We start from the raw sequence: 18,870 nt of genomic DNA, 5'->3' as shown, positions 1-18,870 counted from the left end.
AGATACAAAGAGTATTCCAAAAATCAGAATACCCCCTGCGCAATTTTTTTAGTCGGTTCAGGATTGCCCATTGTATAAAAGTGCAGCACCGGTGCGCCCATTGCCTTCAGTTCCTTACATTGGTTGATCATCCATTCAATGCCCACTTCTTTCACCTCTTTTTCCGATTTGCAGGCCTGTATGGCTTCCGTCAGTTCCAATGGAATGTCCAGGTGAAAGATCTTAGGCAGGCTGACAAGTTGTTTGCTGCTGGTGATCGGCTTGAGTCCGGGGATGATGGGTACATTGATACCGTTCGACCTACATTTTTCGACAAAAGCAGCATAAGCCTTATTGTCGAAGAACATTTGTGTAACAATGAATTCTGCGCCCATATCCACTTTATGTTTCAGGTGTTTGAAATCTGTATCCAGGTTAGGTGATTCAAAGTGTTTCTCCGGATAGCCAGCCACCCCAATGCAGAAATCAGTTTTTTCATTCGCCATGTCATCGTGCAGGTACTGACCACGGTTCATGTTGGCTACATGTTGTACCAGTTCAGAAGCATAAGCGTGTCCATCTGGTGTTGGGATGAAAGAACTGTCACTCTTGCGGGCATCACCACGCAGAAGCAGCACATTGTCTATGCCCAGAAACTGCATGTCGATCAGGGCATTCTCCGTCTCTTCCTTTGTAAAACCACCGCAAAGCAGGTGCGGTACCGCATCCACTTTATATTTATTCATGATCGCCGCACAGGTGGCCACGGTGCTTGGGCGTTTGCGGTAAGCTACTTTTTCCAGTAGGCCATTGGCGTGTTGTTTATAGATGTAATCTTCCCGCAGGTAAGTTACATCTATGAAAGGAGGATTGAACTCCATGAGCGGGTCTATGGCATTAAAGATGCCCTGAATGCTCTGTCCCTTAATGGGAGGTAAAAGTTCAAATGAGAATAAGGTTTTACTCGCTGCGTTTTTTATATGGTCTGTAATTTTCATGGTTTTCGGTCTGTCTGGTAATTAATAGGCAAGATTTGGGCTCAGCCATCTTTCTACTTCTTCTATCGGCATGTTTTTCCTTACCGCATAGTCTTCGATCTGATCTTTGGTGATTTTACCCAAGCCAAAATATTTAGATTGCGGGTGGGCGAAGTAAAAGCCGCTTACTGCTGCGGTAGGATACATTGCATAACTTTCCGTCAGCTTGAGGCCAATGCGGTTCTCTGCATCCAATAGTTCGAATAATGTGCCTTTTTCCGTGTGCTCCGGACAAGCGGGATAACCAGGTGCCGGACGGATCCCTACGTATTCTTCCTTGATGAGCTCCTCATTGGTCAGGTTTTCATCTTTCGCATATCCCCAGAAATCTTTACGGACCATCTCGTGCATACGTTCTGCAAATGCCTCTGCCAGACGATCGGCCAAAGCCTTTGCCATGATGCTGTTATAGTCGTCATATACCGCCTCAAACTCTGCTACCAATTCATCACAACCAATCCCCGTAGTAAGTGCAAAACCTCCGAAATAATCCGGAACCCCTGTTTCTTTCTGTGCTACGAAATCCGAAAGCGCATAATAGGGCTGTCCCGCTACTTTCTCCGCCTGCTGGCGTAGGGTGTGGATTAGCACTTCTTTACCTTCCACGTTCAACACAATATCGTCGCCTACTGCATTCGCAGGCCAGAAACCGATCACTGCTTTTGCTGTTAGTAATTTCTCATCTACAATGCGTGTCAGTAACACTTTAGCATCTTCAAACAACTTACGTGCCTCATCGCCCACAGTTTTATCTTCCAGTATCCGCGGATAGCTGCCACGCAGCTCCCAGGTCTGGAAAAATGGCGTCCAGTCGATGTAAGGCACAAGCTCTTCCAGTGGATAATCTTCAAAGACCCTTGTCCCGGTAAATGCAGGAGCAGGAGCCACCAATGCGGTATCTATCTTAAAATTATCTGCACGCGCTTCCTCTAAAGTTTTGAAACGCTTGTCAGACCGCTTGTTTAGGTGTGCTTCACGCGCCTTATCGTATTCCATGCGGATGCCGGCAATATATTCATCACGGGTATCCTTGTTCATCAATGTGCTGCATACAGTTACGCTTCTGGAAGCATCCAGTACGTGAATGGCCGGGCCGGAATAATTCGGTGCTACTTTCACCGCAGCATGGATCCTGGAAGTGGTAGCACCTCCAATGATCAGGGGAATGGTGAAACCCTCGCGCTCCATTTCTTTCGCAAAATGCACCATCTCATCCAGAGAAGGTGTGATCAGTCCGCTCAATCCAATGATATCTGCATTGATCTCTTTGGCTTTTTTGATGATGTCCTGTGCAGGAACCATCACCCCCATATCTACGATCTCAAAGTTATTACACGCGAGTACCACACCGACAATGTTCTTGCCGATATCGTGTACATCACCCTTTACAGTTGCCATGAGTACTTTACCGGCAGAAGAATTCTGGTCCTGGTCCGGGTTATCTAGTTTTTCCTGTTCGATGAATGGCAGGAGGTAAGCCACCGCCTTTTTCATCACACGGGCAGATTTTACCACCTGTGGCAGGAACATCTTTCCGGCACCAAAAAGATCACCTACGATGTTCATTCCATCCATCAGTGGTCCTTCGATCACCTGGATCGGGCGTGCATATTTTTGTCGTGCTTCTTCCACATCGGCATCCAGGTATTCAATGATTCCTTTTACCAGTGCATGAGAAAGCCGTTCTTCTACATTTCCGTTTCTCCATTCTTCATTTCTGACGATCTCTTTACCTTTTGTCTTGATGGTATCCGCAAATTCTACCAGGCGTTCCGTTGCATCATCCCTGCGGTTTAGCAATACATCTTCCACCAGTACCAATAGTTCAGGTGGGATTTCCTGGTAAACTTCCAGCATCCCTGCGTTTACGATCCCCATATCCAGACCAGCTTTGATGGCATGGTACAGGAAAGCAGAGTGCATCGCCTCCCTTACCGTGTTGTTGCCACGGAAAGAGAAGGAAATATTCGAGACCCCACCACTTACGCGTGCATAAGGGAGGTTTTCCTTAATCCAGCGTGTAGCATTGATGAAATCAACCGCATAGTTGTTGTGTTCCTCCAGACCTGTCGCAACCGTAAGGATGTTCGGATCGAAGATGATGTCCTGTGGCGGAAAGCCAATTTCATCGACCAGTATATCGTAAGACCTTTTACAGATCTCCACACGTCTTTCATAATTGTCGGCCTGACCATTTTCATCGAAAGCCATCACTACCACGGAAGCGCCATAAGTCATGATCTTACGTGCACTTTCGCGGAATTTATCTTCCCCTTCTTTCAGTGAGATCGAGTTTACGATCCCTTTGCCCTGCAGGCACTTTAGTCCCGCTTCGATGACCGTCCATTTGGAAGAATCGACCATGATGGGCAGTTTGGAGATATCGGGTTCAGAAGCGATCAGGTTAAGGAACTTGGTCATGGCCGCCTCAGAGTCGATCATTCCCTCGTCCATGTTCACGTCGATCACCTGTGCACCCCCTTCCACTTGCTGGCGGGCTACAGTTAATGCAGCTTCAAAATCGCCGCTCAGGATCAGTTTTGAGAATTTAGGTGAGCCCGTAATATTGGTGCGTTCCCCGATGTTGACGAAGATACTCTCTGGCGTCAATGTCACTGGCTCCAAACCGCTCAGCCTCATGTGTGGTTCAATTTTCGGGATCTTCCTTGGGGCTACATTTTTTGCTTTTTCGGCAATACATCCAATATGCTCAGGAGTAGTGCCACAGCATCCCCCTACGATGTTGACAAAACCATGTTGGATGAAATCTTCCACCAAATGTGCAGTTTCATGCGGCATCTCGTCATATGCTCCAAATTCATTCGGTAAACCCGCATTTGGATAAGCCGAGACATAGCATCCAGCTTTCGCAGAAAGCTCTTCGATGTGCGGTCTCATATCTTTTGCACCCAGGGCACAATTGAACCCTATGCTCAAAGGATTGGCGTGGATTACCGAATTTAGGAATGCTTCCGCAGTTTGTCCGCTCAGCGTCCTTCCCGAAGCATCGGTGATGGTACCCGAGATCATGATCTCTATTTTGCGGTCAATGACAGCTTCATATTTTTTAATGGCATAGATTGCTGCCTTGGCATTCAGTGTGTCGAAAATCGTTTCGATCAGCAATAAGTCGGACCCACCATCTACCAGTCCACGGATCTGTACGTAATAAGCATCTACCAGTTCATCGAAAGTAAGTGCCCTGAAACCAGGGTCGTTTACGTCCGGTGAAATGGAGAGTGTTCGGTTGGTAGGACCTACAGCACCTGCGACGAAGCACCTGCGTGAAGGGTTCGCTTTCATAAACTCATCCACTGCTTCCTTTGCAATCTTAGCGCCCTCGAAACTCATTTCATAGTCCAGTTCCTCCATCTGGTAATCGGCCAGTGAGATGCGTTGTGTGCTAAAGGTATTGGTTTCAATGATATCCGTTCCGGCTTTTAAGTACTCGGTATGGATGGCTTTGATGATGTCCGGGCGGGTGAGGTTGAGCAAATCGTTATTTCCCTTTACGTCGCATGGATGATCTTTGAAGCGCTGGCCTCTGAAATCCTCTTCAGTTAAGGTGTAGCGTTGAATCATGGTGCCCATTGCACCATCAATGATCAGGATTCTTTTTTCTAATTCTTCTCTGATAGTCATTTATAAAAAAATCATATGAGGATGCAATAAGCTATTTTTGATAGTGGTCTGAACCAAAACAAGTGCCGAACCTATTACATACAAAGCTATGACGAGCGGCCCATCCGTACCATTCTATAAGCAGTGCAAAAATGCAACAAAGAAAAATCAATTCCAAAAAATCGATGATGAAACCCTATAAAATTGCACTGAGCTTGAAATTTATCTTGTCAAAAGGAATTAAATTTTGTAAATGGATGTTAGATAATTTAGAGTCGCGACGATTCAGCCATAATAATGTTAATCCTAACTGGTAAGTATTTGAAAAGGGGTTTAGATATGATTTGTAAGGAAATGGAGTATAGTAACCCTTACAAATCATATCTAAACCCCTTTTCAATCCTATAGAAGGCTTACCTCTATTGTACCGAATAGCTAAATATTTCTAATGGTGCAGACTCAAGACAAATTAAAAGATGTAACTTTGTTGCAACAAGCCAAGGTATTATGGGAAGCAATGTTGAAAAGCCAGAGTTTTGGGAATCGAGTTTTACAGAAAAGCAAGAAATGTGGGGTTTTAAGCCTTCGAAATCAGCAGTATTGACAAAAGATTTTTTTGTGTCACAATCAGTAAAAAAAATCCTGATCCCGGGTATTGGTTATGGCAGAAATGCGCAAATTTTTAAAGAAAATGAGATCGAGGTAACGGGAATTGAGATCTCAAAGACGGCTATAGAGATGGCAAGAAAACATTATGGTGGAGATATCGTCATTCATCATGGCTCTGTGACCGATATGCCGTTTGATTCGAATCAATATGACGGTATATTTTGCTATGCGTTGATCCATTTGCTGGACCGAGTGGAAAGGAATAAACTGATTCGCGATTGCTACGATCAATTATTGGACGGAGGGTATATGATTTTTACAGTTATATCGAAGGATGCACATAGCTATGGTCAGGGTAAATTTGTGAGCCAGGATCGTTATGAAATATTCGAGGGCATCAATATGTTCTTCTATGATACAGATTCGATCTTTAATGAGTTTGGGGAGTTCGGATTATTTGAAGTAATCGAGATCAATGAAAGTCAGCCCTTCTTTTTAATTAAATGCAAGAAACGCTGATTGGTGAATGCCTGATATTAAAACAGGCTACACCTTTTCAGATGCAGCCTGTTTTAATTTTTTTGATGCGGATTGATTACCTCCTGTCTCCGAAAATCCTCAATAGGTAGATGAAAATCTGAATGAAGCTGATGTAGAGTGACATAGCTCCTATTACTGCTAACTTTTTGGCATCAGCGTCCATTTTTGCACCACTTTCCTCAATCCCTTCACCAATCCTTTTTAACATTTGCACATTATAAGCAGTAAGGGCTGTGAAAATAGCAATACCAAAGAAAGCCATTACTAAACTGAAACCTTCACTTTGGATAAAGATATTGGCAACACTAGCGATGATAAGACCAACGACACCAACCATGAGGATTGGGCCAAACTTACTTAGGTCTACATCAGTAGTATAACCAAGTACTGCCATAATTCCGAATATACCGGCAGCTCCAATAAAACAACTGATGACAGATGCAGAAGTATAACTTAATAATATTGTACTCAAAGTGATCCCGAATACCGCAGAAAACAATACAAACAGCCCGATTATAGTGCCATAAGAAAATCTGCTCATTCCTCCGCTCATCAACAAAGAAATGCCTAATGGAGCCAGCATCACCACCCATCCGAGGATGTTTGGTTTTCCTGTTTCAGCATTGAAAAAGTTAAGGAGAATTTCGGTATTGGCTGAAATATAGAAAGCGACACCTCCAGATACACTAAGTGCTACAAACATCCATAGGAATACGCTTGCAAAGAATTTTTTGGCAACTACGCCAGTTTGGTTTTCCACAAAAACTGATTTCTGTGCCCAGTCGTAATTATTGTTATTATCCATTTGTTTAAAATTTATTTAAAGATAGTAATTGTTTGATTAGAGCAAAAGCTATGCCCCAAGCCTTTTTGTCAGGATTTCTTCAACTTTTTTGAAAAATTGAAGAGGTTTGAGGGTTCTCCATGCCAAATCGTCAAGTTGGCCACCGAAGTTGATGTAGTAGTCGATATTGCTGTTCCGGAACTCATTAATCACATGATCTTGAAAATTGATGCCGGTAATCCATCCATCTTCTACATCCTGAAACCATTCTTCGTAGTAGACGTCTTCGGATGCATGAAAGTTGAGGACATTTTCTCCGATGAGGATGAATTTGTTGATGCCTTCGTCAATCATGAGCTCTATGATCTCTCTCTTAAGCAGCATGATGTCGTTATTAATGGCATCGTTCCATTCCCCGATGAATTCTATAATGGCATACTGACGCTCATAATCCGCAAAGAGCACTTTAATGTACATGGTACTGGAACCAAAATCGTCCCATTGTGGGTGAATCAGGAAATTGTACAGTTGCTTGTCGAAGTAAAACTCAGAGTATTCGGTATTGTAAAAAGGGGAACGCTCGTCTTCAGCGGCAATGTAATCGTCGCGCCAGAGGTAGTAAGGTTCAATTTCGTGCATAGTTAATGGGCTGCTTTGCTGGCATCTACTGCCTTACGTACACTACCGTAGCGGATGAGCAGATCTGCTGCATGCTCGTGATCGATATTCAATTCGTCCATAACCATTTGTGTGCCACGGTCTACCAATTTGTGGTTGGTAAGCTGCATGTCGACCATCTTATTTCCTTTAACGCGCCCCAGTCTGATCATAACCGTAGTGCTGAGCATGTTGAGCACCAGTTTTTGCGCAGTGCCGGATTTCATGCGTGTAGAGCCGGTGAGAAATTCCGGACCCACTACGACTTCAACAGGGAAGTCGCTTGCTGCCGCAATTGGTCCGCCTTCGTTACAAACGATACAGCCGGTAAGGATACCATGCGCACGTGCGGTGTTCAATCCGCCCACAACATATGGTGTAGTGCCGGATGCTGCAAGGCCGACCAGACAATCTTTTTCATTGATATTGAAGGCCTGAAGATCGACCCAGGCTTGTTGTTCATCATCTTCTGCATTTTCTACAGCTCTGCGAATAGCTGTATCGCCGCCGGCAATGATGCCTACGACCCAGTCGAAGGGTACACCAAAAGTGGGAGGACACTCTGAAGCATCTACTACGCCCAGTCGTCCGCTGGTACCAGCTCCAATATAGAATAACCTGCCGCCTTTTGCCATTCGTTCTGCCACTCCGGAAGCCAAGTGTTCAATCTGAGGAATTGCTTTTTCCACGGCCAGGGGTACTGACTGGTCTTCTCTGTTGATCCCTTCCAGAATTTCCAGGGCGGACATTTGATCTATGTCGCGGTATCTGGACTCTTGCTCGGTTACTCTAATCATCGCTCTAAAATTTCTATAAAATTCGTGATTTTCTTTTTAAACAAGAAATCTCATTTTTGATTAAACGGTAAAATAGGGGAGAAGTTACACGGCATTACGAAAAAACGAAAACAATAAAAATGATTGCCCGTTAATGAATTAAATGACAGCGTAATTTCATAACTTTACTCCGTCTAAAATAATGAAAAACAGCACCCGTATAAACGTCCTGATTGCCCTTACTTACTCTGTTACTTTAATTGGCGGAATGTTCCTTGGGTATAAATTCTTAAAGGACCAGGGATACCAGGTTCAAAGGACGGTGCAGTATGCGGATACCAATGCAGATAAGGTGGACGAGATTATTCATATCATCAATAGAAATTATGTAGATGATGTGAATGCCGATACGCTAAACCATTTGCCTATAGACAGTCTGCTCCACAAGCTAGATCCTCACAGCATGTACCTACCCCCTGCGAAGGCCAGTGAGTTTGCCGAAAGTATGAGCGGTAACTTTGGCGGCGTGGGAATTGAATATTACATTTTAAAAGATACGCTATTGGTGACCAACGTGGTGAAGGACGGGCCAGCTTACCTCGCGGGAATCAGGCAAGGAGATAAGATACTCAAAATAGATACTGTCTATGTGAGCGGTAAGGCCTTGCCCCGTGAACAAATGATGGGTAAAATCAAAGGTCGCAAGGGTACCCCGGTAAAATTGACGATCATACATCCCGGTAACAGTCAGGCTGCAGTTTTCACCTTGATGCGTGACCGCGTAAAGGTGAGTAGTATTGATGCAGCGTATATGCTGACTTCTGATGTGGGATATGTGCGCATTAGTAAATTTGGTGCAGAGACAGATAAGGACTTTATCGAATCCGTGCGTTCGCTGAAAGCTGATGGTATGAAGAAACTGGTGCTGGACCTTAGGGATAATGGGGGTGGATACCTCACTGCAGCCACGGGCCTTGCTAATCAGATTTTACAGGAGAACAAACTGATCGTGTATACGGAAGGTAAACATGAACCAAGAACGGATTATGTCGCTACCGGTGGTGGAGAGTTTGAAGATGGCAGACTGGCGGTGCTGATCAATGAGAACTCTGCGTCGGCTAGTGAAATTCTGGCCGGTGCTGTGCAGGATTTGAAACGGGGGCTCATCATTGGCCGCCGTTCCTTTGGTAAGGGCCTGGTTCAGGAACAATTTCCTTTTGGCGATGGATCTGCTTTGAACCTAACCATTGCAAGGTATTACACCCCTTCAGGAAGAAGTATTCAGAAATCTTATAAAGAAGGCTACAGGGCTTATCAGAACGAATTGGAAAGCCGCTATAACGATGGTGAACTAACCTCTGGTAAGATGCTGAGAAAGGATAGTATCAAAAGCAAGGCTTTTCTTGGGGGTGGTATACAGCCGGACATTTACGTTAAACTGGATACTTCAGGCTATAACAGGTTGTATAATACCCTGGCTGCCAAAAAGGTGTTGCTGGACTTTGTGTATGATGTGCTGGCAAATCGCTATACTCCTGCTTATCTGGAGCAGAACCTGGCAAATTTTACCATCAGCGAGGCCGATTTCAAGGATTTGGTAAAATACATTCAGAATGATAACATTGTGGTGGAGCCTCGTCAACTTGCCGCTGCGAAGCCACTTATCCTAAATGATATCAAGGTATTGTTGTGTAAGTATCACTTAGGTGATGCTGGCTATTACAAGGCGCTCAACCTAAGTGATGCTGTAGTGAAGCAAGCTATTAATAGCCTGCAGTAAATATTATTTCTGTCTGAAATAGATCTGGATTGGTACTCCGCTAAAATCAAAATTCTCGCGCAGCTTATTTTCAATGAAACGTTTGTAAGGCTCCTTGATGTATTGTGGCAGGTTACAGAAGAAAGCAAACATTGGTGACGTTCCGTTGATCTGCGTGATGTATTTGATCTTAATGTATTTACCTTTTAGTGCCGGCGGTGGATATTTTTCAATAATTGGCAACATCACGTCATTCAATTTGGAAGTAGGGATTTTCTTACCCCTGTTTTTGAATACTTCTAATGCACCTTCGATAGCCTGGAAAATCCGTTGTTTGTTGACCACAGAAGTGAAAATGATGGGCACATCTGTAAATGGCTGCAGCTTCTGACGGATCTGCTCTTCAAAGACATTGACTGTCTTGTTGTTTTTCTCGATCAGATCCCATTTGTTGACGAGGATCACAATCCCCTTTTTGTTTTTTTCAGCAAGGTGGAAAATGTTCACATCCTGTGATTCCAGGCCTTCTACGGCATCGATCATCAATACCACTACGTCTGCTTCTTCCAGGGCCTTGATGGTACGCATTACAGAATAAAACTCTATATTTTCCTTTACCTTGGTTTTCTTACGCAGACCAGCGGTATCGATAAACATGAATTCATGTCCAAACTGGTTGTAGTGAATATGGATTGAATCACGTGTAGTACCTGCGATAGGGGTTACGATGTTCCTGTCTTTACCAATGAGGGCATTGATCAGAGAGGATTTCCCTACGTTGGGGCGACCTACGATGGTAATCTTAGGTAAAGCGTTTTCTTCTTCAGGGAGGTCTTCGAAATGTGTAATCACTTCGTCAAGCAGATCTCCTGTTCCTGAACCGGTCATGGAAGAGATCGGGTAGATCTCGCCCAGGCCAAAGCTATAGAATACAGATGCTTCATTTTGCAGTTGTGTATTGTCTACTTTGTTAACGATAGTGAAAACAGGTTTTTTACTTCTTCTTAGCAGTTGAGCGATCTCGTCGTCCAAATCTGTAATGCCGGTAGTTACATCTACCATAAAGAGCAGAACTGTCGCTTCTTCAATAGCGATGATGACCTGCTCACGGATAGCCGCTTCAAATACATCTTCAGAATTGGCTACATAGCCCCCTGTGTCAATTACAGTAAACTGCCTGTTGGTCCATTCTGCCGATCCATAATGACGATCACGGGTAACTCCGCTAAAATCGTCAACGATGGCTTTACGGCTTTCTGTCAAGCGGTTAAAGAGGGTAGATTTGCCTACGTTTGGTCTTCCGACGATTGCGATAATATTACTCATGGTGTATTGTGAATTGTATTAATTATTAAGGGGTTGCAAAGGTACGCTTAATTTTCGTACCCGAAACTTTTTAGATAGTTCTTTTTACTGCGCCAGTCCGGGATCACTTTAACGAAGGTCTCCAGGAAGACTTTTTGGTCTAAGAACTTCTCAATGTCTTTACGGGCTTCAGTACCTACTTTTTTTAGCATACTGCCTCCTGTACCGATCAGGATGTTCTTTTGAGAATCACGTTCTACGATGATTTCAGCGCTGATGCGGGTGATCTTTTCTTCTTCTTTATAGGAAGTGATGATTACTTCTGTACTGTAAGGTATTTCTTTCTGGTAATTGGTAAAGATCTTTTCGCGAATGATCTCTGATACAAAAAAGCGTTGGTGACGGTCGGTGAGGTCTTCCTTATCATAGAAAGGGTCGTGCTCCGGGAGGAATTCCAGCACAGTGCTCATGATGCCTTCCAGGTTGTATTGGTGCAATGCAGAAATGGCAAATATGTGCTTAGGGTTAAGCTTCTCCTGCCAGTGGGCAATCTTTTCATCGACTTGTTCCTGTGTGGCATTGTCGATCTTATTGATCAGCACGATTAGAGGAATGGTGGTATTGGTGATTTTCTCCAACACGTCGTTCTCGTCGTGCTGTTCATTGATGTCGGTAACGAAGAGCAAAAGGTCAGCGTCTACCAGTGCTCCCTTTACAGAGCTCATCATGGAATCCTGCAGTCCGTACTTGGGAACGATGATGCCTGGGGTGTCAGAAAATACAATCTGGTAATTTTCTTCATTGACAATCCCTAAGATGCGGTGACGGGTGGTCTGAGCTTTGGGTGTGATGATAGATAGCTTTTCGCCCACCAGGGCATTCATAAGGGTTGATTTGCCAACGTTTGGCTTACCGATAATACTAACAAAACCTGCTTTGTGCGACATGGAAATATTTTTTAAAATAAATTTGCAGCACAAAGAAACGAATTATATCTTTGCATTCCAATTCGGAAGAAGAGTTAAGTACTTAACGAAAACTAAAGAATTGTATATAGTGCGGGGTGGAGCAGTTGGTAGCTCGTCGGGCTCATAACCCGAAGGTCATCAGTTCGAGTCTGGTCCCCGCTACCAAAGTAAGGCATAAGCAGATATGTGAGTCGCTTTACATTAATGGCCCGTTCGTCTAGGGGTGAGGACGCCAGATTTTCATTCTGGAAACAGGGGTTCGATTCCCCTACGGGCTACGATCCCGCTCTGCAGAAGCTAAGCGGGTTTTTTATGAAAAGATATAGTGCGGGGTGGAGCAGTTGGTAGCTCGTCGGGCTCATAACCCGAAGGTCATCAGTTCGAGTCTGGTCCCCGCTACCAAAGTAAGGCATAAGCAGATATGTGAGTCGCTTTACATTAATGGCCCGTTCGTCTAGGGGTGAGGACGCCAGATTTTCATTCTGGAAACAGGGGTTCGATTCCCCTACGGGCTACAAAACCCACTTTACGATAAGTAGAGTGGGTTTTTTGTTTTCAGAACAGGGTAAGCTGTTCTTCTTTTTCTTCCTGACCCGTAAGTTCGAAATGTTTTACTTCTTTGTAATTCCCTTGTGGCTGAAAGTCGATTTCATTAATGGGTCTTTTAAGCAGCAGGATATTGGCTGCGTTAAAGCTCGAACTGAATTTTCTTTTTTTCCATTCCGTCCAAGCCTGATCAAATTGTGCTTCAGTCATGCGTCTTGCAATGGTCAAATGTGGATCTGACATATAGGTTGTTTTGAATGTTTCGAATCCTTTTAGTACTGGTTTGAGTTTCAATCTCATGATTTTTACCATTTTGCTGAGCTTTTTATCATCTTCCACTTTACCGTAGATGGTGTGAAAGGGATATTGTCCAAAGCCATCGAGTGTGATCTTTACTGGTGAAAAGCATCTGGCGAGTAAATCAAACCTCTCGATCAGGTGATTTTCCATGTTCTGATATTGTGCAAAATTCAACAGGGTGCAATGTGGCTTTAATTGGGCTGCGTGAGTACAGCCATAGTTATCCCGGAATTCACACTTGATCTTAATCAGTTCTTTATCGATATTTTCATCCGGTGAAATGATGAGCAGATATTCATTGAGTAGGATTTCCATAACTATTAATGTAAATTAAATACTAATATTTTTATAATCAGTATAAAATTACTAATTAATTTAGTATTTAAAGCATGTGAATCTTTTTCTCTGTGAAATTTATTTATAAATTTTCAATCATTCTCATCTGAAGTGGGCCACATTTAATCTGATCTTATTTCTTTTGTAATCTGAATAAAAACCGTTGATTGTTCAAAGAATTTCCCTTTCTCACGCCAAGCGGCTTTACGAAAAGAGCGGCTTTTTTATGTGCTATCATTTTTTAGAGAAAAATTGATTTTTTCAAGCCAGTAATTCGGACGGTGTATAAAACATTGAAAATTATATATTTGTAAACGAGGGTATATAGTAATGGCGCAGTACAAGGCATATGGGGATCAAGAGTTGGTGCAACTGATGCAAGGTGGCGACGAGCGTGTATTGATCGAAATTTACGACAGGTACTGGGACAAAATGCTGGCAGTGGCTTTTAATCGTCTGGGGAACCAGGAAGAGGCGGAGGAATGTGTTCAGGACGTTCTGTATAAACTCTGGAAACTGCGCCATGATTTTTCGCTCTCTAAGCTGGAGTTAGCAAATTATCTTTCCCGTGCTATCCGCAACCAGTCCTTTAATATCCTGGAACAGCGCCACCGGGAACGTCTGAAGTCAGAAAATTATGATCCTGTGAAAGACATTAATTTACTCTCTCCAGAGCGGCAATTGATGATCCGGGAACTGCAGGCACAGATAGACAATTCAATAAATGCACTTCCACCTCAATGCCAGCTTGTTTTTAAACTCAGCCGTCAGCAAGGTTTTTCAAACAAGGAAATTGCAGAGAAATTAAATCTTTCGGAAAATACGGTTAAATCACACCTGAAAAAGGCGAATAAAGATATTCAAGGCAATATCGGTATGCTGACTACACTTTTATTTATCTATTTCTTCGAAAATTAATCAAAGTCACTCACCCTGCTTCGAGGTTTTGCTGTCTATATAGTTAGAAAAGCAAATAGAATGTCTTATAGTACCGAATATATAGAACTTTTAGTATTTAAATTTAACAATGGAAGTATTAATCCTGAGGAAATGCAGGCGTTGTTGGAGTGGTATAACAGCCATGATGACCAACAGGTAATCATTCCTTTAGACTTAGATGAATCTGCGGATGATGTGAAATCACGCATATTGTCCGGCCTGCTTTCTAAAGTAGCAGCAGAAACAATACAATCAGAGAAACCTATATTCAGTATTCGCTGGATGGCTGCAGCTGCGGCGGTTTTGCTTATTGCATTAGGCACCTGGATGGTATTGGAGCACAAGGTGCCGGTAAGGAATTCAGATTTAGTTCATACCAGCATACAACCAGGTGGCAATAAAGCAACACTTACACTGGAAGATGGCAGGACCATTTCGCTGAGTACTTCACAGGCGGGGATCATAGCCGGGGAGAAAATCACCTATACCAATGGCACTCCGGTGGAAGACATCAATTTAAATGAGCCGGGTGATGCAAATAGACTATTAGTACTACATACTCCGCGCGGGGGGACTTACAGTATCACCTTGTCAGATGGTACGCAAGTTTGGCTCAATGCGGAATCGACCATAAAGTACCCCTTACATTTTGCTTCAGAAGAACGTATTGTCGAGCTGGAGGGGGAAGCCTACTTTCATGTGAAGTCTACTTATCGCGCAAATGGGGAGAAAATACCTTTTAAAGTACTCAGTAAACATCAGGAAGTGGAGGTTGTTGGCACGCAGTTTAACATCACAGCCTATCCCGAACAGGAAACCAGTAAGACAACGCTTGTGGAAGGAAAGGTCTTGGTGAGTGATCAGCGAAACCGTATTGTATTGATGCCCAATCAGCAGGCAAGTACTACTTTCGGTAAGACCAGTGTGAAACAGGTGAATCCGGCTAATTATATCGCATGGCGCGATGGAAAATTTAGTTTCGATGGAAAAACATTTGAAGAAACCATGAATGAGATTGGTCGCTGGTACGACCTTGATATCGTTTATGAAAGCCGCATACCGGAAGAAGAACTGATAGGGGATGCTTACCGTAACCAGAAGATAAGTCTGGTCTTAAGGATACTGGATGTGGCTGAAATTGACTATAAGCTTGATGTAGCCAGAAGAAAATTAATCATCAAAGGAAAAAATAATATAAACCATTAACCCCAAAAGCGATATGAAATAAATCTTACTAAACCTACACAGAGACTAAACCAAAACAAAAAAAGGAAAGGACCGCCATCCTTCCCTTAATGATTTGATTGGCTATAGTCAGCATTAAACGTACAAGCAAACATTTGCACCAACCAAACCAACGTTAAAATTAATGATTAAAATTTACTTATCACGAGTGATGAAGACCATCATGTGCTTAATGCTCACTGGATTTATGTCGGTGAGTGCAGCCAGCTACTCGCAACAGATTACACTTAAAGGGCGAAATATACCTTTTGAGAGGGTAATCGATGCCATTAGAAAACAAAGTGGCTACACTGTCTTTGGGACAAAAAAAATAATTGAATCTGCCAGACCAATCAGCGTTGATGTTAAGGATATGCCCTTGCGGCAATTTTTGAACAAGGTGACTGAAGGTCAGCTCTTAGATTATGTCATCGAAGACAGGACCATTTCGCTCTCCAGTCCGCAACCGGGCAACACAGCTGCTGCTGCTCCACAAGCTGTACAGCAGCAGCTACTTAATGGTACAGTCCGCAATTCGGAAACCAGAGTGGTTTTGGCAGGGGCTACCGTCAAACTGAAGGGCAGTAGTCTGACCAGCATGACTAATGAAAAAGGACAATACAGGATCAGCATCCCTTTGTCTGAACAAAAGCAGACACTGGTTTTCAGTTATATAGGAATGACCACACAGGAAGTTACTTATCAGAAACAGGAAATACTGAATGTTGAACTGGAACCCGACAATGAAGCGATGAATGAAGTGGTGGTTACAGGGATCTATCAGCGTGATCGCGAAAGTTTCACCGGTTCTTCTGCAAGGTATACTGCCAAAGACCTGCAAATTGTCGGCAATCAGAGCATTATCCAGAGTTTAAAAACCCTGGATCCTGCCTTTGCCGTGATTGACAATAACCAGTTTGGATCTGATCCAAACCGCCTGCCGGATATAGAAATACGGGGAAAGAGCAGTGTGATCGGGCTGACTGATGAGTTCAGCTCAAATCCAAACCAGCCCTTGTTTATTTTGGATGGCTTTGAAACTACCCTGGCAATTATCAGCGATTTAAGTATGGATCGCGTTGCATCTATAACTTTACTGAAAGATGCTTCTGCCAGTGCGATCTACGGCTCGAAAGCCGCTAATGGCGTAGTGGTTGTAGAAACCAAGAGGCCTGCGGCAGGTTCATTGAGGATAAATTATAATTTCAATTCCACTGTCAACTTTGCAGATCTGACGGATTACAACCTGATGAATGGAGAGGAGAAACTGCAGTTTGAGCGCTTATCACTGTTTTATGGCTTGCTGAATGCAGATGGTGACATCATTGTTGGTGCGAATCCTGCCAGTGAGGCCAATTATTTTGCCCGCTTGAAGGAAGTGCGTAGCGGAGTGAATACCTACTGGGCCAATGAACCATTGAGAACAACTATGGCACAGCGACATACTTTGTTCGCGGAAGGTGGTGATGCTAACCTTCGCTATAGTGTCTCCCTGAATTACGGCCTCACCCCTGGTGTGATGAAAGGCTCGGATAGAACTGCCACCAATGGGAACGTACGTTTGCTGTACAGAAGAGGGAATGTCTCATTTACGAATACCTTAAGTATTGATAATGTAGTAGCAAACCGCGAACCGCAGCCATTCTCTGACTTTTCGCGTGCGAACCCGTATTACCGGAAATATGACGAGCAGGGAAATGTAAGGATGATACTGGAAGATTTTAAGGCTCGCGGGGGAAATGAAGCACCAATATACAGCCCGCTATACAATCAAAGCAACCTGAACATCAACACCTCTGAATCTGAAGGTTTCACTAACAACTTCGAGACGGAATGGCGCCTTATGGAGTCGCTGCGTGCGCGTGCACGTTTCGGCCTCCGCAGTTTGAGAACGAAAGATGAAATATTCAGGTCGCCATTTAATACCGAGTTTATGCAAACGGATGTTCTGCAAAGGGGCAAGTACGATGAAAGCAATGGAAAAAATGTAAACTATGATGGTGATCTGAGTCTTACTTTCGGTAAACAGTTCGCAGCTAAGCACATGATCAATGCAGTGGCGGGGATGCGTATGGAACAGAACGTTCGCAACCAAAGTAGTTTCGGTGTGAGCGGTTTTATTGATGACGAGTTTTCCAATCCTAATTTTGCATTGGGATATAGAGCAGGCCAGCGTGCAGGATACCAGGAATCTAAACGCCGTAGTGCCAGTTTCTTTATGAACACGGGTTATTCGTACGATCAACGCTACCTGCTGGATGCTACATTACGTTCTGATGGATCCTCAATTTACGGATCGAGCAGGCAATTTTCGAATATATGGTCGATCGGTCTTGCCTGGAATGCGCATAAAGAATCATTCCTGAGTTCCTATAGTTGGATTAACCAATTGCGCCTTAGAGGATCCATTGGTAACCCGGGAAATCAGAATTTTGATGATTACATCTCAATGAGGATTTACCGCTATAACAATGAAAACCGGAATCCATTTGGTGCCAGTACCATCATCAGCAATATGGGAAACAGCAACCTGCGCTGGCAGACTACGCTCGACCGGAATATTGGTATGGACTTCAGTACCCTGGAGAATAAATTCCGACTTACCGTCGATTATTTTGTGAAAAATACCGATCCCCTGCTGATATTGCTCACACTTCCATCGTCTACTGGAATAGCAAGGGTAGCGCAAAATTTTGGCGAACAACAGACGAATGGTTTAAATCTAACTACTGATTACACGCTGTTGCACCGTACCGATATGAACTGGCGTGTAAACCTAAACCTGCGGCACGAGCGTGTGGAATACCGCAAAATGGGCAATCAGTTGAATAATTTCAACCTGGGCAACAGGAGCCTGAACATGACCCGCTATTACGATGGGGGAAGTCCTACAGATTTGTGGTCGGTACGTTCCCTGGGTATAGATCCAGCTACGGGAAGGGAGATCTTTCTGAACAAGAACAATGAGCAGACCTTTGTTTACAATTATGAGGACGAGGTAGTGGTAGGCAATAGCCGGCCAGGTCTGGATGGTGTGATTGGCACCAGTTTTATGTATAAAGGTTTTCTGGCTTCGGTCAACTTACGGTACCGTTTAGGTGGACAGGAATTTCTGAAAACCTTATATGATAAGGTGGAAAATATCGGAAGTCAAAGCGTCGTGTTGAACCAGGACAAACGCGCATTATACGATCGCTGGCAGAAACCAGGAGATAATGCACGCTTCAAATCCATTTCAACAACAGAATATACACCGATGTCGTCACGATTTGTAGCCGACAACAATATGCTTGTCGGAGAATCATTTTCTCTTGGCTACGAAACCAGCAAAGCTTCCTGGCTGAGGGCAGTCCGGGCTTCTTCGATTACTTTCAGAGCTTATATGAATGACATATTCTACGTGTCTACAATCAAAAATGAACGTGGTCTGGACTATCCCTTTGCCCGTTCTGTTTCTTTTTCAGCCGCGGTCCGCTTTTAACAATTAATG

13 protein-coding genes and 4 tRNA genes are annotated in these 18,870 nt (G+C 43.7%); 9 read left to right on the top strand and 8 right to left on the bottom strand.

The genetic code is table 11. From position 1 onward, the window contains the following. Window positions 1-23 precede the first annotated feature (23 nt). Window positions 24-977 (bottom strand): methylenetetrahydrofolate reductase [NAD(P)H], encoded by a 954-nt coding sequence (metF, locus tag WAE59_RS18615; protein WP_337857483.1) that lies wholly within the window; start codon window positions 975-977, stop codon window positions 24-26. A 21-nt stretch (window positions 978-998) separates the two neighbouring features. Next, entirely contained in the window at window positions 999-4,658 is a 3,660-nt protein-coding gene (gene metH, locus WAE59_RS18610) for a methionine synthase (protein ID WP_337857482.1), read from the bottom strand. A gap of 486 nt (window positions 4,659-5,144) precedes the next feature. Between metH and WAE59_RS18605 the strand changes: the two genes are divergently transcribed. Then, window positions 5,145-5,765, top strand: coding sequence for a class I SAM-dependent methyltransferase (locus WAE59_RS18605; protein WP_337857481.1), 621 nt, complete (start codon window positions 5,145-5,147; stop codon window positions 5,763-5,765). A 76-nt stretch (window positions 5,766-5,841) separates the two neighbouring features. Here WAE59_RS18605 and WAE59_RS18600 read toward each other — a convergent pair whose 3' ends face one another. The 3 genes from WAE59_RS18600 to murQ are packed head-to-tail and all read right to left on the bottom strand — an operon-like array spanning window position 5,842 to window position 8,024. Then, complete coding sequence (locus WAE59_RS18600) at window positions 5,842-6,591, bottom strand: Bax inhibitor-1/YccA family protein (RefSeq protein ID WP_337857480.1); 750 nt, start codon at window positions 6,589-6,591, stop codon at window positions 5,842-5,844. Between the two features lie 48 nt (window positions 6,592-6,639). After that, complete coding sequence (locus WAE59_RS18595; protein WP_337857479.1) at window positions 6,640-7,209, bottom strand: hypothetical protein; 570 nt, start codon at window positions 7,207-7,209, stop codon at window positions 6,640-6,642. A 2-nt stretch (window positions 7,210-7,211) separates the two neighbouring features. Then, complete coding sequence (gene murQ, locus WAE59_RS18590; protein WP_337857478.1) at window positions 7,212-8,024, bottom strand: N-acetylmuramic acid 6-phosphate etherase; 813 nt, start codon at window positions 8,022-8,024, stop codon at window positions 7,212-7,214. Between the two features lie 181 nt (window positions 8,025-8,205). Between murQ and WAE59_RS18585 the strand changes: the two genes are divergently transcribed. After that, window positions 8,206-9,783, top strand: a complete 1,578-nt coding sequence (locus tag WAE59_RS18585) for a S41 family peptidase (RefSeq protein ID WP_337857477.1) — start codon at window positions 8,206-8,208, stop codon at window positions 9,781-9,783. Window positions 9,784-9,786: 3 nt separating this feature from the next. On the opposite strand, the gene der is transcribed toward WAE59_RS18585, so the two are convergent. Further along, the gene (gene der, locus WAE59_RS18580; RefSeq protein WP_337857476.1) at window positions 9,787-11,088 is read right to left on the bottom strand and encodes a ribosome biogenesis GTPase Der; all 1,302 of its coding nucleotides are present in this window, start codon (window positions 11,086-11,088) and stop codon (window positions 9,787-9,789) included. A 47-nt stretch (window positions 11,089-11,135) separates the two neighbouring features. Next, on the bottom strand, window positions 11,136-12,014 hold the full coding sequence (era, locus tag WAE59_RS18575) for a GTPase Era (RefSeq protein ID WP_337857475.1): 879 nt from the start codon (window positions 12,012-12,014) through the stop codon (window positions 11,136-11,138). A gap of 110 nt (window positions 12,015-12,124) precedes the next feature. On the opposite strand from era, the gene WAE59_RS18570 reads away from it, so the two are divergent. The 4 genes from WAE59_RS18570 to WAE59_RS18555 all read left to right on the top strand — a co-directional run bounded on the left by WAE59_RS18570 (window position 12,125) and on the right by WAE59_RS18555 (window position 12,550). Beyond that, a tRNA-Met gene (locus tag WAE59_RS18570) sits at window positions 12,125-12,200 on the top strand. A gap of 41 nt (window positions 12,201-12,241) precedes the next feature. Continuing rightward, window positions 12,242-12,313: transfer RNA gene (locus WAE59_RS18565), tRNA-Glu, on the top strand. A 48-nt stretch (window positions 12,314-12,361) separates the two neighbouring features. Further along, window positions 12,362-12,437, top strand: a tRNA-Met gene (locus WAE59_RS18560). 41 nt (window positions 12,438-12,478) lie between these two features. After that, a tRNA-Glu gene (locus WAE59_RS18555) sits at window positions 12,479-12,550 on the top strand. Window positions 12,551-12,590: 40 nt separating this feature from the next. On the opposite strand, the gene WAE59_RS18550 is transcribed toward WAE59_RS18555, so the two are convergent. Then, complete coding sequence (locus WAE59_RS18550) at window positions 12,591-13,196, bottom strand: 2'-5' RNA ligase family protein (RefSeq protein WP_337857474.1); 606 nt, start codon at window positions 13,194-13,196, stop codon at window positions 12,591-12,593. Between the two features lie 351 nt (window positions 13,197-13,547). On the opposite strand from WAE59_RS18550, the gene WAE59_RS18545 reads away from it, so the two are divergent. The 3 genes from WAE59_RS18545 to WAE59_RS18535 all read left to right on the top strand — a co-directional run bounded on the left by WAE59_RS18545 (window position 13,548) and on the right by WAE59_RS18535 (window position 18,861). Next, window positions 13,548-14,135 carry an RNA polymerase sigma factor gene (locus WAE59_RS18545; protein ID WP_337857473.1) on the top strand — a complete coding sequence of 196 codons (588 nt, stop codon included), beginning with the start codon at window positions 13,548-13,550 and terminating at the stop codon, window positions 14,133-14,135. 60 nt (window positions 14,136-14,195) lie between these two features. Then, on the top strand, window positions 14,196-15,362 hold the full coding sequence (locus WAE59_RS18540; RefSeq protein WP_337857472.1) for a FecR family protein: 1,167 nt from the start codon (window positions 14,196-14,198) through the stop codon (window positions 15,360-15,362). Between the two features lie 163 nt (window positions 15,363-15,525). Beyond that, window positions 15,526-18,861: a SusC/RagA family TonB-linked outer membrane protein gene (locus WAE59_RS18535; RefSeq protein WP_337857471.1), complete on the top strand. Its 3,336-nt coding sequence runs from the start codon at window positions 15,526-15,528 to the stop codon at window positions 18,859-18,861. Window positions 18,862-18,870: the final 9 nt, after the last annotated feature.

The organism is Pedobacter sp. GR22-6 (genome assembly GCF_037402555.1).
In the GTDB taxonomy this organism is placed as follows: domain Bacteria; phylum Bacteroidota; class Bacteroidia; order Sphingobacteriales; family Sphingobacteriaceae; genus Pedobacter.
The sequence above is the reverse complement of the archived record's forward strand: the minus strand, read 5'-3'. Positions and strand labels throughout refer to the sequence as shown.